The sequence below is a fragment of the Pseudomonas sp. PSPC2-3 genome, from assembly GCF_049898265.1.
In the GTDB taxonomy this organism is placed as follows: Bacteria; Pseudomonadota; Gammaproteobacteria; order Pseudomonadales; family Pseudomonadaceae; genus Aquipseudomonas; species Aquipseudomonas veronii.
The window spans coordinates 132313-158087 of sequence record NZ_JAFCXJ010000004.1; the positions used below are offsets into that span (position 1 = coordinate 132313).

Consider the following 25775-nt stretch of genomic DNA (forward strand, 5'->3'; position numbering starts at 1 on the left):
GTTTAGGACTACTTTTGGCCAATCAGCTGCCACGGTCCAACTGTGGGAGGGGGCTTGCCCCCGATGGCGGTGTTTCAGCCCATGCATCTGGTGACTGATCTATCGCTATCGGGAGCAAGCTCCCTCCCACAGTTTTTGATGTGTTCGAACAGTGACATGGGGGCGTCGCAGTTGATGGGCTTTTGTGGGCTGGGTTTAGGACTATTTTTGGCCAATCAGCTGCCACGGTCCAACTGTGGGAGGGAGCAAGCTCCCTCCCACAGTTTTTGATGTGTTTGAACAGTGACATGGGGGCGTCGCAGTTGATGGGCTTCTGTGGGCTGGGTTTAGGACTATTTTTGGCTAGTCAGCTGCCACGGTCCAACTGTGGGAGGGGGCTTGCCCCCGATGGTGGTGTTTCAGCCCATGCATCTGGTGACTGATCTATCGCTATCGGGAGCAAGCTCCCTCCCACAGTTTTTGATGTGTTTGAACAGTGACATGGGGGCGTCGCAGTTGATGGGCTTTTGTGGGCTGGGTTTAGGACTATTTTTGGCCAATCAGCTGCCACGGTCCAACTGTGGGAGGGAGCAAGCTCCCTCCCACAGTTTTTGATGTGTTCGAACAGTGACATGGGGGCGTCGCAGTTGATGGGCTTCTGTGGGCTGGGTTTAGGACTATTTTTGGCCAATCAGCTGCCACGGTCCAACTGTGGGAGGGGGCTTGCCCCCGATGGCGGTGTTTCAGCCCATGCATCTGGTGACTGATCCAGCGCTATCGGGAGCAAGCTCCCTCTCGCAGTTTTAGATGTATTCGAACAGCGACATCTTTTGGATGCTGACGAAGGTCTGCTGCGCCGCCTGCAAGGCCACTTGCAGTGCGGTGTACTCGGTGACCGACTCGGTGTAGTCGGCATCCACCAACCCCGACAGGCGTTCGGTGTAGCTCAGTGCCAGGTCGTCGCCGATGGTGTCGAGCACGTCCAGCTGGTTAAGCCGCGAGCCGACAGAGGTCTGCACCGTGAGTACGTTGTCCTGAGCATTGCTCAGTTGGCGACTGGCGGTGGACAGGGTGTTGTCCAGGTTGGCCTGGTCGGCGTCGGTTTCCACCGGGGTCTGCAGCACCGAGATCAGGTTTTTCAGGGTCGCGAACAGGTCCGGGTCGGCGTCGGCGGCCTTGCTCACGGTAACCGTGTCGCCGTCCACCGGGGTGCCGCTCAAGGTCAGGGACAGGCCGTTGACTTCCAGCGTGTCGCCCGAGGTGTACGCCACCGGGGTGGCGCCGTCGAGGCTGTATTGCGCGGTGCCGTCGGCGGCGGTGCTGAAGGTCAGGCTGAAGCCGCTGCCGTAATTGGCGTCCTGGGTATCGGTAATGGTCGGGCCGCTGTAGGTCACGCTGCCGCTATTGTCGCCGGCCTCGGCGATAAACCCCGCCGAACTGCTCACCGAAAGGAAAATCGTCGCCCCGGTATCGCCGCTGGCCATGCTCTGAGTGGAGCTGACCTGTTGTGTGATCGCGTTGTTGTCGCCCTGATACACCAGATCGCCATTGGCATCGGTGGCAAACGCCGGGCTTTGGCTCTGGTAGCCGGAAAACAGATAGTTGCCGTTGCTGTCGGTGGCGTTGGCCAGTGTCACCAGCGTGTCGTACACCCCTTGCAGCGAGGTGGCGATGGACTCGCGGTCAGCGTCGCTCAAGGTGCCGTTGTTGGCTTGCACGATCAGCGCCTTGGCGCTGGTGATGGCATCGTTGATGCTGTCCAGGGTGCTTTCTTCCTGGGACAAGGACGTGCTGATGGTGCTGCGCGAGTCGGCATATTGCGTATTCGCGGCGATGGCCTGGCGCACGTTGACGGCCTGGGCGGCGGCCAGCGAATCATCCGAAGGGTTGACCACCCGGGTGCCGCTGGACACTTCCTGGGCGGCGTCCTGGTAGGCGCTTTCCTGGGCGAGCATCGAGTTCAGGCTTTGGTTGTAAATCGTCGCACTGCTGAGGCGCATGGCGTCGCTCCGCTCAGAAAGTTATCAGTTGATATCGAGGAGGGTGTCGAGCAGGGACGTGCCCACTTCGACCACCTTCGCGCAGGCCTGGTAATACTGCTGGTAGACGATCAGGTCGGCCGCCTCTTCATCCAGGTTCACCCCCGATTCCGACTGTTGCAGCGTGGTCAGTTGCTCGGTGAGGCCCGACTGGGTTTCCAGTTGCCCGGCGACCTTGCTGGCGGTGCTGCCCACGTCGCTGACCAGTGCCGAGTAGGTCTGGCTGAGGGTCTTGCTGCCGCCGACGATGCTGTCGGTCTGCAGGTTGAGCATCGCCAGGGCATTGCTGTTGTCGCTGCTGCCGGTGGAGGTGCCTGCCGCGATCAGGCTGCCGTCGCTGGTCAAGGTGCTGAAACTGCTGGCGGCGTTGCGTGTGGGCAGTACCAGGAAACTGTCGCCGTCATCGGCGGTGCCGCTGATGGCCACGCTCATGCCGGCGAAGGTCAGGGTGTCGTTATTGGCGTCGTAGGTCGAGGTGACGCTGGCGCCGCTGTCGTTGCGGGTCACCGTGTAGCCGTCGGTGGCGGAATACTTGACGGTGTAGTCGGTAGCGCTCAGGGCGCTGACATCGTCGGTAAAGGTCGCGCTCAGCGTCGCGTCGCCGGTGTTCTGGGTGTTGCCGTAGATGCTCGGGTCATCCACCGAGAAGAACGCGCTGCCGCTGTCGCCATTCAGGTCGATGCCTGCTGCCTGCAAGGTGTTGAAGGCTTGGGTCAGGCTCACTGCCAGGATGCCCAGCTGGTTTTGCGCGTCGCTCAGGCTGGTGTCGCGAAAGTCCATCAGGCCGCCCAGGGAGCCGCCTTCGAAGGTGGAGTCGTCGAGCACGGTGGTGTGGCCGGCGGCGTCGACGTAGGTGACCACGGTTTGCGTCGGGTCGCTGGCCGAGACGGCGGTCTGCAGATCGAAGCTGTCATTGCCCGACACCAGCGCCAGGCCGTTGCTCAGTGCCACGGTGTAGCTGCCGTTGCTTTGGGTGGTGACATCCACGTCCACCAGTTCACTGAGCTGGCTGACCAGCAGGTCGCGCTGGTCGAGCAGGGCGTTGGACGTCGAACCCAGGGCGTCGGACAGGCTGATCTTTTTGTTGAGGCCGGCGATCTGTTCGGTGAGGTCGTTGACCTGGGTGACCTGGTCGCTGATCTGGCTGTTCACGTCGCTGGCCATGTCGTCCAGGTAGCTGCCCAACTGGGTGAACTGCGAGGTCAGGGTTTGCGCGGCGCCGACCACTTCTTCGCGCGCGGCGGTGTCGCTGGCGTCGGAGGTCAGGGTCTGGATCGACGAGAAGAAGCTTTGCATCAGGGTGTCGAGGCTGGCATCGCCATCGGCCAGCAGGCTATCGATCTGGTCGACTTCGGTCTGGTAGGTCGACAGCGCGCTTTCGGCGCTGATGGAGCTGTTGAGCTGGCTGGTGACGAATTGGTTGTACTGGCGGTCGACGCTGGCGATCTGCACGCCGCTGCCCGAGGTGGATTCGGAGAAGTTCGCCACCTGCAAGGTGTAGCCCGCCGTGTAGGCGTTGGTGGTGTTGCTGCTGCTGGTGCTGAGGGCGATCTGCGCGGCGGTCAGGCCGCTGACGCCAATGGAAATAATGCTCATCGAGAAGCTCCTGGGCTACATGGTTGGCACTATCGGCCCGGCAAAAGGGCAACTTGACCCCTGTTCTATAAATCGTTTTGCAGTTGCGCCACGGCCGGCACGTTGCGCAGCGGACCGATGGTGGCCATCACCGAAATCAGCTTCTGTGCATAGCGCGGGTCGGTGGCGTAACCGCCCTGTTGCAACGCGATGGCGGCCTGGGGCGCATCGACGGCATTGCGCACGGCGGCATAACCGGGGCGATTGCGCATCAGGCGTGCATAGTCGTTGAAGGCAGCGTCGTCGCAGGTATAGACACGAAACGCTTCCAGCTGTTTTTGCGCTTGGGCGTCGGTGTATTCGGTGGTCATCACCTGGGTCGTCGCGCCTTGCCACTGGCCGCCGGCCTTGATGCCGAACAGGTTGTGGCTGTCGGCGCCCTGGGCGGTGGTGATGGTGCGCCGGCCCCAGTCGGTTTCCAGGGCGGCCTGGGCCAGGATCAACTCGGCGGGTACGCCACTGGCGCGGGCGGCCTTTTGCGCCGGTTCGCTCAAGCGCGCGATAAACGCCTGTACATGCTCGGGCTGGTCCTTGTCGGCGCCGCTGACTTCACGGCGTTTCCAGGCATCGAACGCCGGGCTGGCAAACGGCGTGGGGCGCGAGGGCGGCAGGTCGAGGAAGGCTGTGGTGGCGCTGTCCAGTTCAGGCGCCTGCCGGGTGGTGTAGCCGCTCAGTTGTCGGGTCAGTTGCTCGGCCAGGCCGATACCTTTGCCCGCCAGGCTCTGGGCCCACTGCTGGTCGAGCATCTCGGTGTACATCTCGGTCTGCGAGTTGTTCGACATCTCCGACTTGGGCACCGCCGCCCGCATGCTCTTGAGCATCATCTGCAGGAACAGCGCCTCGAACTGCTTGCTGGCTTGCTTGAGCCCCGATTGCGGGTCCAGGTGCGCGCTGTTGCGCAGCCGGTCCAGGCCTTGCACACCCAGGGCAAAGCCATCGGTACTGCCGCCTTTGTTCATCAGATGATCTCCAACTCGGCCCGCAAGGAACCGGCCGCCTTGAGCGCCTGCAAGATCACCATCAGGTCCTGTGGCGTGGCGCCGAGCGCATTCAGGCCCTTGATCACGTCCATCAGGTTCGCCGTGCCTTCGAGCAAATGCAGCGAACCGCCTTGGGACTCGATGGAAATATTGCTCTGGGAGCTGGTCGTCGTCTGGCCGCCACTGAAGGCGCCGGGCTGGCTGACCGTGTTGGTGGTGTCGATGATCACCGACAAATTGCCGTGTGCCACGGCGGCGCGGTACAGCTTCACCGAGCTGTTGAGCACAATGGAGCCGGTGCGCGAATCGAGGATCACCTTGGGGCGCGCCTGGATCGGCAACACTTCGATGCTCTCGATGCGCGCCATGAAGTTGGTGCGCTCATTGGGCGACACCGGGCCCTGAATCTCGATCATCCCGCCGTCCACCGCCGAGGCCACGGTTCGACGCATTTCCAGGTTAATCGCATACACCACGCGTTGTGCCGTGGCCGAGTCCGGTTCGTGCAGGGACAAACCAAGCAGGCCGTGGTCGTTGTTCAAATTCAGCGCCACCGTGCGCTCGATAATCGCGCCTCGGCTGATGCGCCCGCCGGCCAACTGGTTGACCGTCACGCTGCTGCCGTTGGCCGACGCGCCGGCGCCGCCCACCAGCAGGTTGCCCTGTGCCATGGCGTACACCTCGCCATCGGCGCCCTTCATCGGGGTCATCAGCAAGGTGCCGCCGCGCAGGCTTTTGGCGTTGCCGATGGACGACACCACCACATCGATCTGCTGCCCCGGGCGCGAGAGGGCCGGCAGGTTGGCGGTGACGATCACCGCCGCGATATTGCGCATCTGCATGTTCGCGCCGGCCGGCAGGGTCACGCCCAATTGCGACAGCATGTTGGTCAGGCCTTGTTCGGTGAACGGGCTCTGGGTGGTCTGGTCGCCGCTGCCATCCAGGCCGACCACCAGGCCGTAGCCCACCAGGTTGTTGGGGCGGATGCCGGCGAAGTCGGCGATGTCGCGAATCTGCTCGGCGTGAACCGTTGCCCCCAGCCACAACGGGCAGCTCAGCAGCAGGGTGCGCAACGTTCGGGCGGCTCTAGTGAACATGGCGTGGGTACTCAGAAAGGGGAAACGTTGAGGAGGATGCGATGGAGCCAGCCCATCCGCTGCGCTTCGTTGATGTAGCCATCGCCCACGTATTCGATGCGCGCCTGGGACACCTGGGTCGATGACACGGTGTTCTCGCCGGTGATGCTGCGCGGGTTGACCAGCCCGGAAAAGCGGATGAACTCGGTGCCCTGGTTGATCGCGATCTGTTTGTCGCCGCGCACACGCAAGTGCCCGTTGGGCATCACCTGCATCACCGTCACGGAAATCGTGCCGGTGAACGAGTTGTTCGCCTGGGAACCGCCGGCGCCCAGGAAGTCATGAGTCGTCGAAGCATCCAGCCCAAAGGAGCCGACCTGGCTGGCGCGGCTGGAGGTGGTCGCCAGGCTCAATCCCATGGAGCCGGCGCGGCTGGCATTGGAGGAGGAGTTCTTGCTGGCGCTGACCTGTTCTTCCAGCTGGATGGTCAGGGTGTCGCCGACCATGCGCGGGCGGCGGTCTTCGAACAGCGGTTGCGAGCGGCTGCTCTGGTAGATCGAGCCGTTGGCCAGGCGCGCGGGGTAGCCCTGCGCCTGGACTTCTTCGTCGGGCACCACCGGTTTGTGGGGCAGTTGATCGCAGCCGGCGAGGGCCAGCACGCCGGCCAGAAGATACTTGTGAGCCATAAAGGGAGTCTCGAACCGGGCGCTCAGAGCTGGGTCAGACGCTGGAGCATCTCGTCCGAGCTTTCGACGGCCTTACTGTTGATTTCATAGGCGCGCTGGGTCTGGATCATGCCGACCATTTCTTCCACCACGTTGACGTTGGAGGTTTCCACGTAGCCCTGGGACAGCGTGCCGCCGCCGTTCAGGCCCGGCGTGGTTTCGGTGGGCGAGCCCGAGGCATCGGTTTCCAGGTACAGGTTCTGGCCGATGCTTTCCAGGCCGGCCGGGTTGATGAACAACGCCAGGTTCAATTGGCCGACCTGGGTCGAGGTAGACGCGGCGGGCGTGGTCACCGAGACGATGCCGTCGCTGCTGATCGTGATGGCTGTGGCGTTGGCCGGGATGGTCACGCCGGCCGACAGCTTGTAGCCGTTGGAGGTAACCATCTCGCCATTGGCATCGAGCTGGAAGCTGCCGTCACGGGTGTAGCCGGTGCTGCCGTCGGGCATGTCCACCTGGAAAAAGCCCTGGCCGTTGATGGCCAGGTCCTTGGAGTTGCTGGTCTGCTCCAGGTTGCCCTGGGTGTGCAGGCGCTCGGTGGCGACTTCGCGCACGCCGGTGCCCACTTGCAAGCCGGAGGGCAGGCGCGTGTCGGTGCTGCTCTGGGCGCCGGGCTGGCGCACGTTCTGGTACACCAGGTCTTCGAACACTGCCCGCGAGCGCTTGAAGCCGTTGGTGCTGACGTTCGCCAGGTTGTTGGCGATCACGTCCATTTGCCCCTGCTGGGCTTCCAGTCCGGTTTTCGCCGTCCACAGTGATCGGATCATCGTTCGGTTCCTTGTCTATTCAACCGGGAGGTCAGCCCTGCAGGGAAAGCAGGCTGTTGGCGCGTTTGGCGTTTTCGTCGGCGGTGCTGATGGCTTTCATCTGCATGTCGTAGCGCCGCGAGTTGTCGATCATCGCGACCATGGCGTTGGTTGGGCTGACGTTGCTGCCTTCCAACGCACCGGGCGCCACGCGCAGGCTGTCGTCGGCCGGCAGCGGCTGCGCGTTCGCGCTGCGGAACAAGCCGTCGGTGCCGGCCTGCAAGGTGCCGGGCGGCGCCGACACCAGCTTCAACTTGCCCACCGGGCTCAAGCCGCGGGGTTCCATGCCCAGCTCGCGCACGCTGATGGTGCCGTCGCTGCCCAGGGTGACCTCGCTGCCCAGCGGCACGCTGATCGGCCCGCCGTCACCGATCACCGGGCGCCCACCCACGGTCATGGCGCCGGTGCCGTCGACCTGCAGGTCACCGCGCCGGGTGTAGGCTTCCTGGCCGTTGCCGGCCTGCACGGCGAGCATCACGTTTGCGCCAAGGGCCACGTCCAGCGCGCGGTCGGTATGCACGATCGGCCCTTCGCTCCAGTCCACGCCCACGCCGTTGGCGGCCACCGACACGCGGGTCGGCAAGCCTTCGCCCGCCACCGGCGAAGACTGCATCTCCACCAGTTGCGCGCGAAACCCCGGGGTGACGATATTGGCCAGGTTGTTGGCCACGACGGCCTGCTGTTCGAGCGCCTGATTGGCCCCGCTCATGGCCGTGAAGAGCATGCGATCCATAGGGTCAGGAACCGATATTCACGGCTTGCTGCAACACTTCGCTCTGCGCCGTCACCGACTTGGCGTTCGCCTGGAAGTTGCGCTGGGCAATGATCAGGTTGACCAGTTCGGCGGTCAGGTCGACGTTGGAGTCTTCGGTGGTGCCGCTCAGGATCGAGCCCAGCGAGCCGCTGCTGGCCACGCCGAGCAGCGCCTGGCCGGAGGAGGTGGTGGCCAGCCAGGTGTTGTCGCCGTTGGCTTTGAGGCCGTTTTCATTGCTGAAGGTGGCCAGCTGGATCTGGTCGATGTTTTTGGTCTGGTCGTTGGAGTAGGTGGCGACCACCGTGCCGGTCTCGTCGATGGTGAAGCTCACCAGGCTGCCGGAGGTGTAGCCGTTCTGGGTGATGTCGGACACCGAGGAGTCGTTGCCGAACTGGGTGGTGCCGGTCAGGTCCAGGGTCAGCGACAGGCTGGCCGCGCCGTTGGCCGGGTCGTAGGTGTAGGTGCCGGTTTCGCCGCTGGTGATCAGGCCGCTGGAACTGAAGCTGACGGTCTGGGAGTCGGTCAGCAGGTTACCGTCGATGGCGGTGTGTACGTCCCAGGTGTTGTCGGCGGTCTTGCTGAAATACAGGGTGCTGGTGTGGCTGATGCCCAGGGAGTCGTAGAGTGTCGCGCTGGTGGAATAGGAGTAGGTCGACGAGTCGGTCTGGTCGAAGGTGGTGGTGATGATGTCCTCGCTGGCGTCCAGGTTCAGCTCTGCGTCCAGCTCGGTGCTGGCGCTGGCTTGCATGCCGGTGGTGGGGATCTGGATCACGCCGTTGACCCCGAGCAGTTGATCGCCGGCGGCGTTTTCCAGGTAGCCATCGGCGGTCAGGGTCAGTTGGCCGTTGCGCGAGTACACGGTTTGCGTGCCGTCGGAGAAGGTGAAGAAGCCGTCACCGTTGATCGCCAGGTCCAGGGCGTTATCGGTGGTGGTCAGGCTGCCGGATTCGAAGTTCTGCACCACGCCCGAGACCTGGGTACCCAGGCCGACGTCGGCGCCGGAGTACACATCGGCGAACTGCGTGGTCGAGCTTTTGAAGCCCACGGTCTGGGAGTTGGAAATGTTGTTGCTGACCACGTTGAGGTCGGTGGACGCTGCCGACAGACCACTGAGCGCTTGGGAAAAAGCCATGGTGTTTCTCCTTCGTTAGGTAGAGGGTCAGAGGACAAGACTGATGTCGCTGAGGGCGACGTTGTCGTTGACGCCCCCCAGGTCCAGCGCGACTTCGTTGCTGCTGTCGGTGGTGACGCCGGTGACCAGCGCGTATTTCAGGGCGGTGCTGGCCACGGCGACGTCGTCGGTGGTAGCGCTGATAGAGAAGGTGTAGGCGCCGTCGGCGGCCGTGGTGCCGTCGTCTTGCAGGCCGTCCCACGACAACGCCTGGGTGCCGGCGCTCATGCTGCCCTCGTCCAGGGTCCGCACGACGGTGCCGCTGCTGTCTTTGATGGTGACGCTGACGCTGTCGGCATCGCTGTCCAGAGTGACGCCAAACGTGGTCGCCACGCCGCTGTCGACCTGGATCACATTGCCGTCGATCAACACGCCGTTGCCCACCAAGGCCGAGGCTTGCAGGGTTTCGGAGGCGCTGATCTGGCTGGAGATGCCTTCCAGGGTGCTGGTGACGTCTTCGATGCTGCTGATGGTGCTGATCTGCGCCAGCTGGGTGACCATCTCACTGTTGTCCATCGGGTCGGTGGGGTCCTGGTTCTGCAGCTCGGTGGTCAGCAGCGTGAGGAACTGGTCCTGCAAATCGTCCGCCGCCGAAGTGGTGCTTTCGGCAGTGGTGCTGGTGCTGTTCATCGTCGACAGCACCGAGCTGGCAATCGTACTGGTCATGGTTTACGCCTCACCTAGGGTCAAAGTTTTCAGCATCATTTCCTTGCTGGTGGACATGACCTCGACGTTGGCCTGGTAAGAGCGCGACGCGGAGATCATGTTGACCATTTCGCCCACCGGCTCGACGTTGGGCATGGTCACGAAGCCCGATTCGTCGGCCAATGGGTCGCCGGGGCGGTATTCCTGGCGCATCGGCGAGCCGTCTTCGACCACCTGGCTGACGCGCACGCCACCGATGCTGCTGCCGGCCTGGTATTGCGACTCGAACACCACCTGCCGCGCCCGGTAGGCTTCGTTGTCCGGGCCGCTGGTGGTGTCGGCGTTGGCCAGGTTGCTGGCGGTTACGTTCATGCGCTGGGACTGGGCGCTCAGCGCGGAGCCGGCGATATCGAAAATACTGAACATCGACATGGTGGTTTCCCTGGGTTATTCGGACTGCATGGCGGTCTTGAGCGACTGCAGGCGGCTGCTCAGAAAGGTCAGGCTGGCCTGGTACCGCACGGCGTTATCGGTGAACTGCGCGCGTTCGCGGTCCATGTCCACGGTGTTGCCGTCCAGGCTCGGTTGGTCCGGCACGCGGTAGAGCAGGTCGCGGCTGGCGAAGCGGCTGGAGTCGGCGTGCAGGTGGCGGTCGGACGTGGTGGCCAGGGTCATGCCGCGGCCCTGGGTGTGGGACTTTTGCAGGGAGCTGGCCAGTTCGGCGCTGAAGTCGAAATCCCGCGCGCGGAAGTTGGGTGTGTCGGCGTTGGCGATGTTATTGGCCAATACCTGCTGGCGCTCAGCCCGCAAACTCATTGCGTCCTGCTGAAAGCGCAGCTCGTTGTCGAGCTTGTCGATCATGGTTGCGGACCTGTGCATCAAATAAATGAACGGCTCGCAGGTTAGTCCCAAGGCTGCCCCGGCAAAGGCCGAAACAGGCCGCTATTTGACGACCAATTCAGGCCTTGCCTCGCTGGCGGGGCGACTAGAATTCTGCGCTGGGTAGCGCGGAGGGCGGGATCGATGACAAGACGGATGTGGGGCTTGATGGGCCTGTTGTGTTGCACCCTGGCCCAGGCGGACGGCCTGCAGGAGCAGGTGCGCGAGGTGATTGCGCCACGCTTGCCCGCGCGCGCCCAATTGGTTGCCGTGGACATCGGCCAGCCAGCGGCGCGCATCGCGGCCTGCGCCCACCCGCGGCCGTACCTGGTGCGCCCGGAGCAAAGCGTGATCGGTCGTGTGGCCGTGGGCGTGCGTTGCCTGGACGAGGTCGCGGGTTACCTGCAAGTCAGCGTGCGCGTGGTCGGCGACTACGTGGTCAGCCGTCAGCGGATTGCCGCGGGTGAGGTGATCAAGGCGCCGATGCTGGAACTCAAGCGCGGCCCGCTGGAGCGCCTGCCCAAAGGCAGCGTGTTCGAGCCTTCGCAGATCATCGGCCGCCAGGCCAGCCGCAACCTAAGCCGGGGCATGGTGATCACCGTGAATCACGTGCGCGAGCGTTGGCTGGTCGAGCGGAACGCCCGCGTGGTCCTGCAGGCCCGGGGCGCTGGCTTCACCATCCGCCGCGAAGGCAAGGCACTGGACAACGGCAGCCTGGGCGGCAACGTGCGCGTCATGGGCAACGACGGCAAAATGCTCAACGCCCAGGTGGTGGGCCAGAACGAATTGCAACTGCGCTACTGATTTTTTCAGCGAAACCCGATTACCGGTCAAAGTTTGCCGTCGCGATTGCCGATAGTTGACCCAACCACAGCCAATTGAAGCCTCTAACGTGAAAATCATAAGTGCAAACCTGACCAACACCCTGGCGCCCGCTGACAGCAAAGCAGGCGGTAATCAACGCGTGGAACTGCAACCTCTCGAAGCCACTCTCGACGACGGCGTGCAAGTCTCCAGCAGCACCGCCAGCTCGCAGGTCGCAACGTCGGCGGACGTGGACATGGAGAAAGTCGCGGCGCTGCGCCAGGCCATCGACAGTGGCACCTATCAGGTCAGCGCGGATTCGATCTTCGACGGCCTGGCCTCCAGCGTGCGCGAAACCCTTCCATGAGCGTTGGTCGATGAGCAGCAGGTACCTATGAGTCTGGCGAAACACTTGGAGTTGCAGCAGCAGGCGATCGTCGAACTGATCGACTGGCTGGAACTGGAACGGCGTGCATTGGCCCAGGCCAAGGTCGACGGTGAAAAGCTGCAGGAACTGACGGCGTGCAAGCAGGCGGCGTTGCAGAAGCTGGAGCAGTTGGAAGCGATTCGGTCTGGGGCGCAGTTGAAGCTCGGCTATGGGGCAGGGCGGCAGGGGGCGCTGAAGGCGGCGCAGGATGCCGATTGCGTCGCGGCCTGGCGGGAAGTGCAGGCACTGGCGCGGCGGGCGCGGCAGCTTAATATCGCCAATGGCGAGGCGTTGGGGCTGCGGATGGCGAGTAATCAGCGGGTTGTCGGGTTTTTGAATTCGGTTATTGGTAACAAGTTGTATGGGCCGGATGGGCGCAGGCTGCGCGGCGTTGATTGAGTAGTGATGTTGTCTGTGTGATCGAAACAAACTTAGGCAGCAAACCGACGAGAAGGTTAAACGCGAACAAGAGGCCGCTAAGTCGGGCCCCTATGAAGGTGATTGGTCATCCGGTAAGACCCTTCGGGGTAAAACCTAGATCACTGTGCCGGCCGGCAAGCCTCCAGTGATTTATGTCCGCGTGGCTCATGACACTAACTGCATGGTCATTGCGCTATATACCTTCAGCCCCTGCAGATCGCTGGCCCTTGCCTGAGTGCAACCCAGTTTGGCCAGCCAACGGTGTGCAGGGTTCTTGTCCAACGCAACCGCGTGCAGCGCTACAGGTGTAAGGCCTAATCCAATCAGTACTTGAGGGCCTTGTTCACTGACCAACAGGAATTCGTCGGCGCCCACGCCAACTGCCCGGTCCAGCCCGGCATAGAGGTTGCGCTTCCAATCAGTGATGTGCGACTGCCAACGGGCAAAATTGCCTCCCCCTTTTTGGCGGTACTCGTCGCTCTGCAACACGGCAAGCGTGTCGACTGAATGCAGGGCCAGGTAGGCCGGGCAATCGCCGCTCAAGGCTTTGAACCGCTGCGAGGAGCTGAATCCGCTCACCGAGATTAGCGCTGGCAGTTTTTCCAGGCTGTAAAACGCATTCCACTCAGCTTCGCTCGCGGGGTCGGCGTAGTTGCATTCGACTGTATAAATCATCATGTCACTTCGTTGGTTGATGTTTAATCATGCTAGTGACACGGTAATGATCCATAAAACGACTTTTCGGCACTCTTCAGTGATTAAACATCAAGGTGGAGGCCTTGACTTGAACCAGGAATGCCCATGCGTCGAAAGCTCCCGAGTAACGCTGCCCTGATGGCCTTTGAAGCCGCAGCCCGGCATGGCAGTTTCGCCCGTGCCGCAGACGAGTTGGCCCTGACTGAAGGCGCCATCAGCCGGCAGATAGGCCGTCTGGAGGCGTTTCTGGGGGTCACGTTATTCGAGCGTGTTGGCAACCGTGTGCGGCTCTTGCCCAACGGTGAGCGCTACGCGGCCCAAGTGCGCGAACTACTCGACCGGCTCGACAGGGACAGCCAGTATTTGATGGGCCAGCCCAGCGACGGCGCCAGCCTGGATATCGCCGTCAGCCCAACCTTTGCCCTGCGCTGGCTAATTCCGCGGTTGGCCGGCTTTGGCCAGCAACACCCGAATATCTGCGTGCACCTCTCGGAACGTATGGAACCGTTCGTGCTAGCCGGCAGCGGTTTTGATGCCGCCATCCATTTTGAGCACCCGGCGTGGACAGGCATGCAGACGCACCGCCTGTTGAACGAAGTGTTAATTCCGGTTTGTCACCCTGGCCTGCTGAAGCCGGGCAAGCAGGCAACGGCTCTGGATTCATTGCCGCGATTACACCGACGACAGAACCCGGATGCCTGGCAGCGTTACGCCCAGCAAACCGGGATTGTCCTGAGCAACGCCGCGATGGGCGCGCGTTACGATTTGCATGCGATGCTGATCGAAGCCGCGCTGGCGGGGCTCGGCGTGGCACTCGTACCGCGCCTGTACGTGGAAGCCGAACTGGCGCAAGGCCGGCTGGTCGCGCCATGGCCACAAGAGAAGAATGTCGCCAAGGCCTTTTGCCTCGTGCTACCCGAACCGCTTGAACTGAGCCGCGCGCCCATCCAGGTATTTGCGCGTTGGCTGTTGGAGGAAGCGCAGGTGACGTAGGGGACGCGATGGGGCCTGTACCGGATTGGTTCAGACGCTGAGCGACTCAGAACTTCACATTGAAACCGGCATGCATCACCCGAGGCGCCGCCGGGGTGACGGTTTGCGGATTGGATGGCCCAAGCGACGGGATGTCACCAACGGCGGCGAAAGTACCGTAGGTGGCATATTTGCGATCAAGGGCATTGTTCAGTTTCGCGAAGCGTTTGATTGTTTGGGTGAGCTGATAATCGCTGTGGACATTGAACACCGCGTACCCGGCCAACTTGGCATTCTGGTTTGAATCGTCGCCAACATAGTACTGGCTGCTGTTGGCGATCATGTCCGCGCCGAGGGTCAAGGCCGGTGTCACTTTATAATCCCCGCCCATCTTCAATTGCCATGGCGAAATTCCGGGGATTTTTTCGCCGCGGGCGACAGCAATATTGCCGTTGGCATCGGCTTCAGGATTGTTCGCCGGCGTCAGCCTCAGGTTGGATTGGTAGGTTGCATCGACATAGGCCAGCGTCGTGTAGGCAAACCAGTCGGAAGTTCGGTACTGGACGTAGGCATCGATAGCCTGGCGACGGGTTTTGCCCGCATTCACGTAGTAGCCATAGCCCGGGACCACGCTGCTGGGCTGGCTGACGATGTCATCGCTGTTGTCAGTACGGAACGCGCTGAGTTTCCAGTCAATCGTCGAGTCGGTGTTCACCGTGCTGTGACCACGCAGGCCTGCCTCGTAGGTTCTTGAGACAACTTGCTTCAGAGGCGGGTCTGACACCAGGAAACCTTCGAGCAGGCAGGTTTTCGCTGGGTTTGCACAACAGCAGGGCGGCTCATTAGGCTGCATCGCGCCCGTAGCGAATGGTCAGGTGTTTTCTGCTTCTGACAGGGCCTTGGCCACTACGGCAGGTAAGCTTCCGGGCGCCCTTATACGCATTTGCTTGTTCAAATTAAAACGACCGAACACAACCGTGATGTCAGAAACCGAGACGTCAAACTCTCGGGCGAGAAACTTAACCATATGGTCAGTCGCCCTGCCTGCTACGGGTGCGGCGGTGACGCTGATCTTGAGTTGACTTCCTTTCGCCTTGCCGATGGCATCCTTTTTGGCGCTCGGAGTTCCAAGTATGTTCAGAACTAAAGTCTCTCCATCCCACCCACAAAACGAGGACATCTCAAAGCCACGGCCGGATGATTTCTTTTTGGTAATCGCTTTTGCTTTCTTCACATGGATCCTGCGTAGGTCGGATAAAAATGCCTAACTATAAATAGACATCAATGGGTGCATAACATTTTTGGGCGGACGTGCGCTGCCGCTCTGGAGTGCAGTATTTACGAGGAGGGCGGAAGTAAAAACGGTTAGACACCATTGCAGCAATTCCTTTTGCGAACGGTGTTTAACAGTGTCGAGGGTAGCGCGGGGCTTGGAGGAAAGACAAGAGGGCAGCAGCCGTAGCACCGGCGCTTGGGGAAAAGACGAACGACTGCTTCTTGCCCGTCCCGGCCTATTGCGACCGGCAGAAGTCGACCCAAGCGGGCTTCTACACTCTCTGATTGAATAAGCTATCGTCCACCGCACGATACTGATCAACACTCGGACTTGAACGAATGACAGACAATCCTTTTCGTATTCCAACAGATGCTGAAATTGCTGACGCAGAGAGCAGGCTCAATTTTCGCTTTCCCGATGAATATATCCGCTTCCTGAAAGGTGGCAGCGATGTCGCAAACGCCGCATTTGAACCCGCGGTGATTTTGGGAGGATGCAGCCATCTGGATATCTTTGAAATTACCGAAGCCGCCTGGGCCCAGGGCCTGCCTCGGGATTGGTTGCCTTTCATTGAGGACAACAGCGACTACTTCTGCATATCGCAGGCTGGTGTTGTTCGATACTGGTCCCACAACGGAAGTACAGACGAAAGTTGGCCAACCTTTGCCGCCTGGTTCGAACAGGTCTGTATAGCCCTTGAGTAGTGTATGTACGATATCTGCGATCCATACCAGGTGTCCGCTGCTGGCCCAGAGTAAGTAAAAACGCTTCGCCAAAATTGAAGTGGGCGCATCTACGTTAAATCTGAAATTTTGAACGGCAGTCAGCGAAGGCGAATCTTTTATTCTGCTTATGATCAAGGATGAATAAACGTCGTTTCTAGGAGGTCCTGATGGCCACTGCACATGTTTTCATCGCCGTCAGCCTGGACGGCTTCATCGCCCGGCCAGATGGCGACATTGATTGGCTTTTGCAGCGTGATGATCCGACTGAAGATCATGGCTACTGCGCCTTCATTGCCGACAAGGATGTGATCGTGATGGGGCGAGGCAGCTATGAGAAGGTGCTGACCTTCGACACATGGTTCTACGACCGGCCCGTCGTGGTGCTGTCTGAACAACTGGCCGCTACGCCGGTGCCCGAGGCGTTGAAGGGCAAGCTGCGCTTCTCAAACCTCGCACCAGGGGACCTGATGGCCGAACTGGATGGGCAAGGCGTGCATCGTGTCTATGTCGATGGCGGGCAGTTGGTGCAATCCTTCCTGCGCGATGGATTAGTCGCCGATATGGTGATTACCACTGTTCCCGTACTGATCGGATCGGGAAGGCGATTGTTTGGGGCCCTTCAGCAGGACATTGACTTGGAACTGGTATCCAGCTGCAGCTTTGCTTCGGGGTTGGTGCAGTCTACCTATCGGTTGACGGTATGACCGGTTCGCGAGGATGTTCGATCTAGAGCAATGAGGGGAGAGGGGGGATTTATTTGCCGAGGCCGATTCTCGTGAACGTTGCCTTTTCTTCTGGCTGGCAGTCAGTTAGTGGTCGACTTCTGCCGGATATGACAGGCAGAAATCGGCCAGAAGCGGGCATTGGGTGGCACATGGCGATATATTCCGGGCATAGCAATCCACCTTCATTCACGATACTCGCTAAAGACAATGGTCAGGAAAGACATGAACTTCACCGACGAATTAGTAGCCGCCTTCCCGGCAAGCAATCCGGTACCTCCAGTATTACGACAGACCATGGAATTCCTGGAAGCACTAGGCTGCGTCCGTCACTATCGGACCGGGGGCCGCTACATGACTTTGCATCCCGAACCTGAATACAACAACAGCGCTATCACCGCCTTTCACGTTCCGGACTCCGCCGATACTGCTCGATGGACGGCCTGCGAAGATCCCAGAGTAAACGAGCGGCTATCAATATTCCTCAGGACTGGTGGCGATGGATCGTGGGCAGGGTTATGGCTGGACGACCACGATCAGCAGCGAATCGTCCATCTTGGCTCGGGCTCGGGATCAGACATGCTCTGCGTCTTGACCAATAGTACGCAAGACCTGATTCGCTTACTGGCCATCGGTTACAACGAGCACTGCTGGCCAGAGGAGTTTACGAGAACACCGGCCGAACTGCGGGAGCAGCAATACGCAGATGATGACTACCCCGCACCACCTAGGGCATTGCGGGCTTACGTGGAACGCACGCTTGGCCTCAGCGTCCCGGCGCGCGCATCAGATCTCATCTCAAGCACAACAAGCATGGACGCGCATGAATCCAGTGATCCTTTCTGGAACTGGCTCAAACAGGTAAGAAATGATTGAAAGGTCCCGTCACTATCTCGACCACCAGAAGGTCAGAGAATCGCAGGATTTTTCATCAAGCCTTGGATTAATTGGCCGCTCGCAACGGGCGTAGACCAGCAAAAAATCGACGTTAGACACGTAATCGCGAGCTGCCTAATCCAAGCTTCGAAGCCACGATAGGGGAAAGATATGGCAGGAGGGAACATCATCTGCGGCACCTTCCAAAGTGCTGACAAATCCGGATCAGCCTTGGAGGTTGTGTTAGAGGCACTCCCGTTGCAGGCTCACGAACTGGTCGAAAATGTTAAACAGCAACTCGATACAGCAGAATTTGTCCTCATAGAGGTTGAACAAGCGAAAAGCTTGCTTCCATTCTTACAGGTCTACCAGGCTCAATTGATCGCTGAGATCGGGCACGATGATTGGGCTCGCGCAACGCAGGAGGAAGAGTCTTCGCTTGAACCTGTCGCGGCAAAGTGGGGATCAGGTAAGGGATGGAGACTTTACTGTGTGCGAGATCTCGTAGGGGCCTGTGAAAATTCGTTGGTAGAGATGGAACCAGTCTGCATCACGTTTAGTTAACTGCTTCCAGCTCGTTTTCACACAACCTGGGTCGAATGCGGCCTATTCCGAATCCCCGCTCTCGACCCATAGCTGCTGGTGGTGATCGCCCGCTTTAGGCCGTAAACCATTTCGAGTGAAGAGAATTAACTCGTCTGATTTTCACCTGTGCAGCTAGATCAAGGAGGGACTTTAACGAATGCGTCGTTAGGGATATGGGCTCTTATCGCTTGCTCGATTTTGCGTTATGCCATGCAGCTGCATGGCATAACGATAGTGGCTGGTGAATGCGATGCGCTCACGCCCCTAAACGATGCGGCACGCGGGAATTGCGTTACAGCGCTCGCACTGGAATGCAGATGTCGCAACTAAACTCACCGGTGTGGGGGTCAAGTGCCGTGGTCGCAGAAAACATCTCGAAGCAAGGCCTATCGTCGCATTGTAGTCCGCTGGACGGCATCCATTCACGCGTCAGCCACATCCAGGCGTTACCTAAAACCTCAGCTTTCCCTTTGAAACTCGCTACGGCATAACGGCCGCCCGGCAGAGCTAGAATATCTACCTGGCCGCTAGCAACAAAATGAGCGGGTACTTCGACGCACGCGTCATAGCGGCACTTGTTGGCTGGAGTGAGAGACGGGTCGTCATGACCTATGCCATAACACGTTTCATCACTGAGGCCATTTGAGTGCATCCACGGGGCAATGGTGCCGCGCCAAAATTCGCCGATGGCGGGCCCATATGGTCCGATCAAACGTTGATACGCGACGCGTGCTTTTGGTAAATCAACGATACGTACATCCATGGCACAAGTTTCCGTTAGCCGATAAGAGACGTCAGATTCACCGAGCGCGGGCTCGCCTTCCTGATGGATATTGCTGAAGACCTGATCAGGATTGCTCTCTTGGTTGCCTGGTTGCTGTCCGATCGCGGACGCCTGCATTTTCAGCCGCTGAAGAGTCGTGGAGCGCCAGGTCGATGGCGTGCAGCCGAACTTGAGTTTGAAGGCTCGTGCAAACGCTTCACCCGAATGGAAGCCGGTGGCCAACGCTGTTTCAAGTACTGTTTCATGGCTACCACAGGACAGCCGGAAGGCCGCCTTCTCGAGCCGTCGACGCTGTGCATAGCTGCCAAGCGTTTCGCCCATCCATGCGGCGAAAATTCGATGAAAATGGAAGCGCGAGAAATTGGCGATGTCGGCTAACTGCGCGCCATCTAACGGCTGATCGAGGTGAGCATCGATGTAGTTGAGTACACGATTTATCCGTCGCGCGTACTCAGCGCGGGATACTTGCGCAGAAGGCTTGGTCGTCATGTTAGCTATTCTAAAAATCACCGTTCATGTGGCTGTTGAGCCGTTGAGTTCCTGCGATAACCGCAGCGCGTTCTTCGTTTCTTTCTCGGCAGCCTGCAGCTCCAGCGTAGGTCAATCTGTAGCAAAGGTATCGAGTTTGAACTGTTGGCAGAGCGCTTAAAGCGTCATGTCAATCCACGGAGACAGCACAGGACCAGGCACTTCGACGGTCATCGGGTTTTTGAAATAACGCCACCCATGTATTGATTTAAATCGCGAAAATCCTTAACGCTCCATGAGTGCGGCGATAGCTTTACTCCATTCTCTCGCAAGGTTTTTGGAATTAAGTCGCCATTTGGGCGAAGTATTATCGAAGACACAATCACGCCCGGATAATCATTTAATCGTTTTTTGAAAGCGAGCGTTGTTAGATCAGGAGTCGGCGGATTACTTTTTTTAGCCAGCGGTCCTGTTGCTTTGAGATCCATTCCATGGCACATGCTGCATCGCTGTAGATAGAGATTTTTTCCATTAGCATTATCCGCGAAGGATAGTGATGTTTGAGTCAGCGACAACATTCCTAGCGAAGCGATGAGCACTACTTTCATTGTTTTTATCTTCCTTGATGGGACCGGCGTCGATTGGACACGATTGGGCGCGCGGGAAAGATATCAGCCATCGCGTCGGCGCACACGGTCATTTCTGATGCCCATTAAACCAACACGTTTTCCCGGAGGTAATCGGGGGTAGACCCCGGTTGTTTCCTGCATCTGGGGGAATCGGCGTCCCCGACCGACCTAACGGAAATTTTTCGCCACAGATACTGACTTTCAACCCCAATCGCTCCTGCGCTAACTTTCTCCCCGTCGCTTCCAACCCAGCGACCGGACTTGAGAATCCGAGAAACAATAGGCGCATAGGCGCCACCATCCATTAGACTGTTGGCGCTTTTTTGTGCCGCATGTCTGTGCAATGGCGGCTATGCGTGGGAGACCTTCGGGTCTGCCGGGTTCCTATTGTCCCGGTTTCTCAGCCCGCGCATAGCTGCCACCCATTCGCATGAGAAACGAACGTGGCAGCTCTCTACATTAGGAGCTAAAACCATGAGCATTTCTGACAGGTCATACCCTCACAACCCCACCACCCACACCTCCGCCCATCCAGGAGGTGCCCAATGATCAACCCACCCCTCAACAAAACCCTCGGCGTCATCACCTTTTCCACCTGTGGCAAGCAGCCCAACCTTCACCGACTATTCCGCGTGAACGCCGGCGTGCCCATCCGCGATGCGTTGGAGCATGCCTCCGAACTTCTCCACTGTTCAAAACTGCTGGCGTTGGATGCCGCCATGGACACGGGCGCGGATCGTTATGCCTGGGCGGCGCATTATTTGGGGGAGATGGCGAAGGCGGTGGTGGATGATTTGGCGAATGGGATGTTGGCCAATGGGGTGACGGAGGAGGGTGAAGTGGCGGGTAGTTAGTCTGGTGGTTTGAGGGTGTTGCGGCTGACGCTATCGCAGGCAAGCCAGCTCCCACAAGGGGCTGTGTTTCAAGTTGATGTTGCGCTGGTCGGGGATTTTGCTGGTTGCCCACTTTTCGACAGGCGAAAAAAAAGACCTTGAATTTCAAGGTCTTTTTTTAAGATGGTGCCCCGAGGGAGACTCGAACTCCCACTCCTTTCGAAAACGGATTTTGAATCCGCCGCGTCTACCAATTCCGCCATCAGGGCTCAATGGCGGCGAAGTATAGAGATGAGATTACCGTTGGTCAATCACGTTTCATGGTCAATTTTGACTATTTCCGCTAGACTTCCCGGCCCTGCTAGACGAACCCCATCATGCGCGTTGCTGACTTTACTTTTGAGCTCCCTGATTCGCTGATCGCCCGCCACCCTTTGGCCGAGCGTCGCGCCAGTCGACTGCTGACCCTGGACGGGCTCAGCGGTGCCCTCGCACACCGTCAATTCACTGATTTGCTTGAGCATTTGCGCCCGGGCGATTTGATGGTGTTCAACAATACCCGGGTGATTCCGGCGCGGCTGTTTGGCCAGAAAGCTTCCGGCGGCAAGCTGGAAATTCTGGTGGAGCGGGTGCTGGACAGCCATCGCGTGCTGGCCCATGTGCGCTCCAGCAAGTCGCCGAAACCGGGTTCGACTCTGCAGATCGATGGCGGTGGCGAGGCCGAGATGGTGGCGCGTCATGATGCGTTGTTCGAGCTCAAGTTTGCCGAGGAAGTGTTGCCGCTGCTGGAGCGCGTCGGCCATATGCCGTTGCCTCCTTATATAGACCGCCCCGACGAAGATGCGGACCGCGAGCGCTATCAGACGGTGTATTCCCAGCGTCTCGGTGCTGTCGCCGCGCCGACGGCCGGGCTGCATTTCGACCAGCCGCTGCTGGATGCGATCGCCGCCAAGGGCGTCGAGAGCGCGTATGTGACCCTGCACGTGGGGGCCGGCACGTTTCAGCCGGTGCGTGTGGATAACATCGAAGACCACCATATGCACAGCGAATGGCTGGAAGTCAGCCAGGACGTCGTGGATGCAGTCAATGCGTGCAAGGCGCGCGGCGGGCGGGTGATTGCCGTGGGCACCACCAGCGTGCGTTCGCTGGAAAGCGCGGCGCGTGATGGCGTGCTCAAGCCGTTCAGCGGCGACACCGATATCTTTATTTACCCAGGCCGGCCGTTTCATGTGGTCGATGCGCTGGTGACCAACTTCCATTTGCCGGAATCCACGCTGTTGATGCTGGTGTCGGCATTTGCCGGTTATCCGGAAACCATGGCTGCTTATCAGGCTGCCATCGACAATGGATACCGTTTTTTCAGCTACGGTGATGCGATGTTTATCACCCGTAATCCGGCGCCACGCGGCCCAGAGGAACAACTATGAGTCGTATGTCGTTTGAATTGCTGGCCACTGACGGCAAAGCCCGTCGCGGTCGTCTGACCTTTCCGCGCGGTACGGTAGAGACCCCGGCGTTCATGCCGGTCGGCACCTACGGCACCGTCAAAGGCATGCTGCCGCGCGATATCGTCGCCACCGGCGCCGAAATCATCCTCGGCAACACCTTCCACCTGTGGCTGCGCCCGGGCACGGAAGTGATCAAGAAGCACGGCGACCTGCATGACTTCATGAAGTGGCAAGGCCCGATCCTCACTGACTCGGGTGGTTTCCAGGTGTTCAGCCTGGGCGCCATGCGCAAGATCAAGGAGGAGGGCGTGACCTTCGCCTCGCCGGTCGACGGTTCCAAAGTGTTCATGGGGCCGGAAGAGTCGATGCAGGTCCAGCGCGACCTGGGCTCCGACATCGTGATGATTTTCGACGAATGCACGCCGTACCCGGCCGACGAAGACGTCGCGCGGGTTTCCATGGAGTTGTCGCTGCGTTGGGCCCAGCGCTCGAAGAACGCCCACGGCGACAACACTGCGGCGCTGTTCGGTATCGTCCAGGGCGGCATGCATGAAAGCCTGCGCAAGCGCTCGCTGGAAGGCCTGGATAAGATCGGCTTCGACGGCCTGGCCATCGGCGGTCTGTCGGTGGGTGAACCCAAGCACGAGATGATCAAGGTGCTGGATTACCTGCCGGGCCTGATGCCCGCTGACAAACCTCGTTACCTTATGGGCGTTGGCAAACCGGAGGATCTCGTAGAGGGTGTGCGCCGCGGTGTGGACATGTTCGATTGCGTGATGCCAACCCGTAATGCCCGCAATGGGCATCTGTTCATCGATACAGGCGTGCTGAAGATCCGTAACGCGTTCCATCGCCATGATGATTCGCCGCTGGATCCCACCTGTGACTGCTATACCTGCCAGAACTTCTCCCGTGCTTATCTGCACCATCTGGACAAGTGTGGGGAAATGCTGGGTAGCATGTTGAATACCATCCACAATTTGCGTCATTACCAAGTCCTGATGGCTGGTTTGCGCGAGGCTATTCAACAGGGTACATTGGCCGCCTTCGTCGATGCCTTCTATGCCAAGCGCGGGCTCCCTGTGCCGCCCTTGGACTGAGTTTTCCGACCCTAAGATTCACTATTTGCAACTGGAGTGCTAAATGAGCTTTTTTATCTCTAACGCCATGGCTGATGCCGCTGCGCCTGCTGCTGCCGGCCCTATGGGCGGTGGTTTCGAGTGGATTTTCCTGGTCGGCTTCCTGGTCATCTTCTACCTGATGATCTGGCGTCCACAGGCCAAGCGCGCCAAAGAGCAGAAAAACCTGCTCGGCAGCCTGCAGAAAGGTGACGAAGTCGTGACCACCGGCGGTATCGCGGGCAAGATCACCAAGGTTTCCGATGCTTTCGTGGTTCTGGAAGTCTCCGACACCGTCGAAATGAAGTTCCAGAAGGGCGCCATCGCCGCCACGCTGCCTAAAGGCACGCTCAAAGCGATCTGAGTAACAACTTTTACCAATCGACGGGGCGCGCAAGGCGCCCCGCGTTATAAGCGGGCGGCGTGATGCTGAACAAATACCCTCTGTGGAAATACCTACTGATCCTGGCGGTGCTGGCGATCGGTTTTATTTATTCCGCTCCCAATCTCTATCCTGATGACCCTGCGATCCAGATCTCTGGCGCCAGCACTTCGCTGAAGGTCAATCAGGCTGACCTGGAACGCGCGAGCAAAGCGCTCACCGATGCGGGCATCCAGGTCAAAGCGGCAACGTTGGCAGCTGATGCGAAGGGCGGCTTGTTGCGCCTGACCAAGCAAGAAGACCAATTGCCGGCCAAAGACGTCGTGCGCAAGGCCATGGGTGACGACTACGTTGTCGCGCTCAACCTGGCACAGACCACGCCAAAATGGCTGCGCAGCATTGGCGCGCACCCGATGAAGCTGGGTCTGGACTTGTCCGGTGGTGTGCACTTCCTGCTGGAAGTCGACATGGACAAAGCCCTCGACGCGCGCCTGAAAGTCTACGAAGGCGACGTGAAGAGCCTGCTGCGTAAAGAGAAGTTGCGTTATCGCAGCCTGCCGCAGCTCAACGGTGCCATCCAGCTGGGCTTCTCTGACGAAGCTTCCCGCGAGCAGGCCCGTGCGCTGATCCGCAAGAACTTCAACGATTTCGACATCGTACCGGCCGACCTCAACGGTCAACCTGTACTGCGTCTGGCGATGACCCCGGCCAAGCTGGCGGAAATCCGCGAATACTCCATCAAGCAGAACTTGACCACGGTGCGTAACCGCGTCAACGAGCTGGGTGTGGCCGAGCCGATCGTTCAGCGCCAGGGCGCCAACCGCATCGTGGTTGAGCTGCCGGGCGTGCAGGATACCGCTGAAGCCAAGCGTATCCTCGGCAAGACCGCCAACCTGGAATTCCGTCTGGCCGCCGAGCCGGGTGCTTCCAAAGCCACTTCCGAGACGTTCGAGTTCCGTGAAGGCAACCGCCCTGCGGCGCAGATCGAGCGTGGCTTGATCATCACCGGCGACCAGGTGACTGACGCCAAGGCCGGTTTCGGCGAGCACGGTACGCCTGAAGTGAACATCCGCCTGGATGGCCATGGTGGCGAACTGATGAGCCGCGCCACGCGCAGCAACGTCGGGCGCAGCATGGCGGTGATCTTCATCGAGCAACGCCCGATCACCACCTACACCAAGCAAATGGTCAACGGCGTCGAGAAAGACGTGCCGGTGCAGACCTTCAAGGAAGAGAAGAAGATCATCAGCCTGGCGACCATCCAGTCGCCGCTGGGTGCTCAGTTCCGCATCACCGGCCTGAACGGCCAGGGCGAATCCTCGGAACTGGCCCTGCTGCTGCGTGCCGGTGGCCTGGCTGCGCCGATGTACTTCGCTGAAGAACGCACCATCGGCCCGAGCCTGGGTGCCGACAACATCACCAAGGGTATCGATGCGGCCTTGTGGGGCATGCTGTTCGTGTCGCTGTTCATCATCGCCATCTACCGCTTCTTCGGCATCATCGCCACCGTGGCCCTGGCGGGCAACATGGTGATGCTGCTGGCCTTGATGTCGTTGCTGGGCGCTACGCTGACCCTGCCAGGCATCGCCGGTATCGTCCTCACCATGGGGATGGCGGTGGACGCCAACGTGCTGATCTTCTCGCGGATTCGTGAAGAGATCGCCGCCGGCATGACCGTGCAGCGCGCAATCAACGAAGGCTTCGGCCGGGCATTTACCGCGATTCTCGACTCCAACCTGACCACATTGCTGGTCGGCGGGATTCTCTTTGCCATGGGCACCGGCCCGGTCAAAGGTTTTGCGGTGACCATGTCCCTCGGTATCTTTACCTCGATGTTCACGGCCATCATGGTGACCCGCGCAATGGTCAACCTGATCTTTGGCGGGCGTGACTTCAAGAAGTTGTGGATTTAAGGGGCTGC

The 25775-nt window shown here is 59.8% G+C and carries 29 protein-coding genes and 1 tRNA gene; 13 read left to right on the top strand and 17 right to left on the bottom strand.

What is annotated here, in order from left to right; genetic code table 11:
- Positions 1–782: 782 nt before the first annotated feature.
- The 11 genes from flgL to flgB form a co-directional block, all read right to left on the bottom strand.
- Complete coding sequence (gene flgL, locus ACP7E3_RS10560; RefSeq protein ID WP_108524544.1) at positions 783–1979, bottom strand: flagellar hook-associated protein FlgL; 1197 nt, start codon at positions 1977–1979, stop codon at positions 783–785.
- A gap of 24 nt (positions 1980–2003) precedes the next feature.
- A complete protein-coding gene (gene flgK / locus ACP7E3_RS10565) occupies positions 2004–3614 on the bottom strand; it encodes a flagellar hook-associated protein FlgK (RefSeq protein ID WP_169886104.1) in 1611 nt (536 codons plus the stop codon).
- A 65-nt stretch (positions 3615–3679) separates the two neighbouring features.
- Entirely contained in the window at positions 3680–4612 is a 933-nt protein-coding gene (gene flgJ, locus ACP7E3_RS10570) for a flagellar assembly peptidoglycan hydrolase FlgJ (RefSeq protein WP_426123074.1), read from the bottom strand.
- Positions 4612–5730, bottom strand: a complete 1119-nt coding sequence (locus ACP7E3_RS10575) for a flagellar basal body P-ring protein FlgI (RefSeq protein WP_108524538.1) — start codon at positions 5728–5730, stop codon at positions 4612–4614. Before ACP7E3_RS10575 ends, flgJ begins: the two co-directional genes overlap by 1 nt.
- Positions 5731–5741: 11 nt before the next feature.
- Positions 5742–6395: a flagellar basal body L-ring protein FlgH gene (locus tag ACP7E3_RS10580; protein ID WP_232565977.1), complete on the bottom strand. Its 654-nt coding sequence runs from the start codon at positions 6393–6395 to the stop codon at positions 5742–5744.
- 23 nt (positions 6396–6418) lie between these two features.
- Positions 6419–7201 (bottom strand): flagellar basal-body rod protein FlgG, encoded by a 783-nt coding sequence (gene flgG / locus ACP7E3_RS10585; protein ID WP_108524536.1) that lies wholly within the window; start codon positions 7199–7201, stop codon positions 6419–6421.
- A 31-nt stretch (positions 7202–7232) separates the two neighbouring features.
- Complete coding sequence (locus tag ACP7E3_RS10590) at positions 7233–7973, bottom strand: flagellar basal body rod protein FlgF (protein ID WP_046382151.1); 741 nt, start codon at positions 7971–7973, stop codon at positions 7233–7235.
- Positions 7974–7977: 4 nt separating this feature from the next.
- Positions 7978–9126: a flagellar hook protein FlgE gene (gene flgE / locus ACP7E3_RS10595; RefSeq protein WP_046382152.1), complete on the bottom strand. Its 1149-nt coding sequence runs from the start codon at positions 9124–9126 to the stop codon at positions 7978–7980.
- Positions 9127–9153: 27 nt separating this feature from the next.
- A complete protein-coding gene (locus ACP7E3_RS10600) occupies positions 9154–9831 on the bottom strand; it encodes a flagellar hook assembly protein FlgD (protein WP_046382153.1) in 678 nt (225 codons plus the stop codon).
- Between the two features lie 3 nt (positions 9832–9834).
- A complete protein-coding gene (gene flgC / locus ACP7E3_RS10605) occupies positions 9835–10242 on the bottom strand; it encodes a flagellar basal body rod protein FlgC (RefSeq protein ID WP_108524530.1) in 408 nt (135 codons plus the stop codon).
- Positions 10243–10257: 15 nt separating this feature from the next.
- Positions 10258–10671, bottom strand: coding sequence for a flagellar basal body rod protein FlgB (gene flgB, locus ACP7E3_RS10610; RefSeq protein WP_046382155.1), 414 nt, complete (start codon positions 10669–10671; stop codon positions 10258–10260).
- A gap of 162 nt (positions 10672–10833) precedes the next feature.
- Between flgB and flgA the strand changes: the two genes are divergently transcribed.
- The 3 genes from flgA (at position 10834) to ACP7E3_RS10625 (ending at position 12319) form a co-directional block, all read left to right on the top strand.
- Entirely contained in the window at positions 10834–11493 is a 660-nt protein-coding gene (gene flgA, locus ACP7E3_RS10615; RefSeq protein WP_227778721.1) for a flagellar basal body P-ring formation chaperone FlgA, read from the top strand.
- An 88-nt stretch (positions 11494–11581) separates the two neighbouring features.
- Positions 11582–11860, top strand: a complete 279-nt coding sequence (flgM, locus tag ACP7E3_RS10620; protein ID WP_046382157.1) for a flagellar biosynthesis anti-sigma factor FlgM — start codon at positions 11582–11584, stop codon at positions 11858–11860.
- A 27-nt stretch (positions 11861–11887) separates the two neighbouring features.
- A complete protein-coding gene (locus ACP7E3_RS10625) occupies positions 11888–12319 on the top strand; it encodes a flagella synthesis protein FlgN (RefSeq protein WP_046382158.1) in 432 nt (143 codons plus the stop codon).
- Between the two features lie 186 nt (positions 12320–12505).
- On the opposite strand, the gene ACP7E3_RS10630 is transcribed toward ACP7E3_RS10625, so the two are convergent.
- Positions 12506–13015: a hypothetical protein gene (locus tag ACP7E3_RS10630; protein ID WP_046385181.1), complete on the bottom strand. Its 510-nt coding sequence runs from the start codon at positions 13013–13015 to the stop codon at positions 12506–12508.
- Positions 13016–13141: 126 nt separating this feature from the next.
- On the opposite strand from ACP7E3_RS10630, the gene ACP7E3_RS10635 reads away from it, so the two are divergent.
- Positions 13142–14029, top strand: a complete 888-nt coding sequence (locus ACP7E3_RS10635; protein ID WP_057005268.1) for a LysR substrate-binding domain-containing protein — start codon at positions 13142–13144, stop codon at positions 14027–14029.
- Between the two features lie 46 nt (positions 14030–14075).
- On the opposite strand, the gene ACP7E3_RS10640 is transcribed toward ACP7E3_RS10635, so the two are convergent.
- Both ACP7E3_RS10640 and ACP7E3_RS10645 read right to left on the bottom strand, forming a co-directional pair.
- Entirely contained in the window at positions 14076–14792 is a 717-nt protein-coding gene (locus ACP7E3_RS10640; protein ID WP_426123079.1) for a TonB-dependent receptor domain-containing protein, read from the bottom strand.
- A gap of 87 nt (positions 14793–14879) precedes the next feature.
- Positions 14880–15242, bottom strand: a complete 363-nt coding sequence (locus ACP7E3_RS10645; protein ID WP_197089044.1) for a DUF167 domain-containing protein — start codon at positions 15240–15242, stop codon at positions 14880–14882.
- Between the two features lie 380 nt (positions 15243–15622).
- Between ACP7E3_RS10645 and ACP7E3_RS10650 the strand changes: the two genes are divergently transcribed.
- The 4 genes from ACP7E3_RS10650 (at position 15623) to ACP7E3_RS10665 (ending at position 18171) form a co-directional block, all read left to right on the top strand.
- Complete coding sequence (locus tag ACP7E3_RS10650) at positions 15623–15988, top strand: SMI1/KNR4 family protein (RefSeq protein ID WP_201021520.1); 366 nt, start codon at positions 15623–15625, stop codon at positions 15986–15988.
- Between the two features lie 188 nt (positions 15989–16176).
- Positions 16177–16713, top strand: coding sequence for a dihydrofolate reductase family protein (locus ACP7E3_RS10655; protein WP_232565974.1), 537 nt, complete (start codon positions 16177–16179; stop codon positions 16711–16713).
- A gap of 243 nt (positions 16714–16956) precedes the next feature.
- Complete coding sequence (locus ACP7E3_RS10660) at positions 16957–17607, top strand: hypothetical protein (RefSeq protein ID WP_052735757.1); 651 nt, start codon at positions 16957–16959, stop codon at positions 17605–17607.
- A gap of 171 nt (positions 17608–17778) precedes the next feature.
- Positions 17779–18171, top strand: coding sequence for a hypothetical protein (locus tag ACP7E3_RS10665; RefSeq protein ID WP_046382162.1), 393 nt, complete (start codon positions 17779–17781; stop codon positions 18169–18171).
- Positions 18172–18484: 313 nt separating this feature from the next.
- Here ACP7E3_RS10665 and ACP7E3_RS10670 read toward each other — a convergent pair whose 3' ends face one another.
- Both ACP7E3_RS10670 and ACP7E3_RS10675 read right to left on the bottom strand, forming a co-directional pair.
- Entirely contained in the window at positions 18485–19465 is a 981-nt protein-coding gene (locus ACP7E3_RS10670; protein ID WP_126588805.1) for an AraC family transcriptional regulator, read from the bottom strand.
- A 209-nt stretch (positions 19466–19674) separates the two neighbouring features.
- Entirely contained in the window at positions 19675–20052 is a 378-nt protein-coding gene (locus tag ACP7E3_RS10675) for a c-type cytochrome (RefSeq protein WP_169866147.1), read from the bottom strand.
- 566 nt (positions 20053–20618) lie between these two features.
- Between ACP7E3_RS10675 and ACP7E3_RS10680 the strand changes: the two genes are divergently transcribed.
- Positions 20619–20927 carry a DUF3077 domain-containing protein gene (locus ACP7E3_RS10680; protein ID WP_017846211.1) on the top strand — a complete coding sequence of 103 codons (309 nt, stop codon included), beginning with the start codon at positions 20619–20621 and terminating at the stop codon, positions 20925–20927.
- Positions 20928–21090: 163 nt separating this feature from the next.
- On the opposite strand, the gene ACP7E3_RS10685 is transcribed toward ACP7E3_RS10680, so the two are convergent.
- Positions 21091–21175: transfer RNA gene (locus ACP7E3_RS10685), tRNA-Leu, on the bottom strand.
- Between the two features lie 108 nt (positions 21176–21283).
- Here ACP7E3_RS10685 and queA point away from each other — a divergent pair.
- From queA to secD, 4 genes are all read left to right on the top strand, one after another.
- Positions 21284–22333 (top strand): tRNA preQ1(34) S-adenosylmethionine ribosyltransferase-isomerase QueA, encoded by a 1050-nt coding sequence (gene queA, locus ACP7E3_RS10690; RefSeq protein ID WP_426123085.1) that lies wholly within the window; start codon positions 21284–21286, stop codon positions 22331–22333.
- Between the two features lie 5 nt (positions 22334–22338).
- Complete coding sequence (gene tgt, locus ACP7E3_RS10695) at positions 22339–23454, top strand: tRNA guanosine(34) transglycosylase Tgt (protein WP_010565220.1); 1116 nt, start codon at positions 22339–22341, stop codon at positions 23452–23454.
- Between the two features lie 43 nt (positions 23455–23497).
- Positions 23498–23836, top strand: a complete 339-nt coding sequence (gene yajC, locus ACP7E3_RS10700) for a preprotein translocase subunit YajC (RefSeq protein WP_003175975.1) — start codon at positions 23498–23500, stop codon at positions 23834–23836.
- Positions 23837–23898: 62 nt separating this feature from the next.
- Entirely contained in the window at positions 23899–25767 is a 1869-nt protein-coding gene (gene secD / locus ACP7E3_RS10705) for a protein translocase subunit SecD (RefSeq protein WP_057004584.1), read from the top strand.
- Positions 25768–25775: the final 8 nt, after the last annotated feature.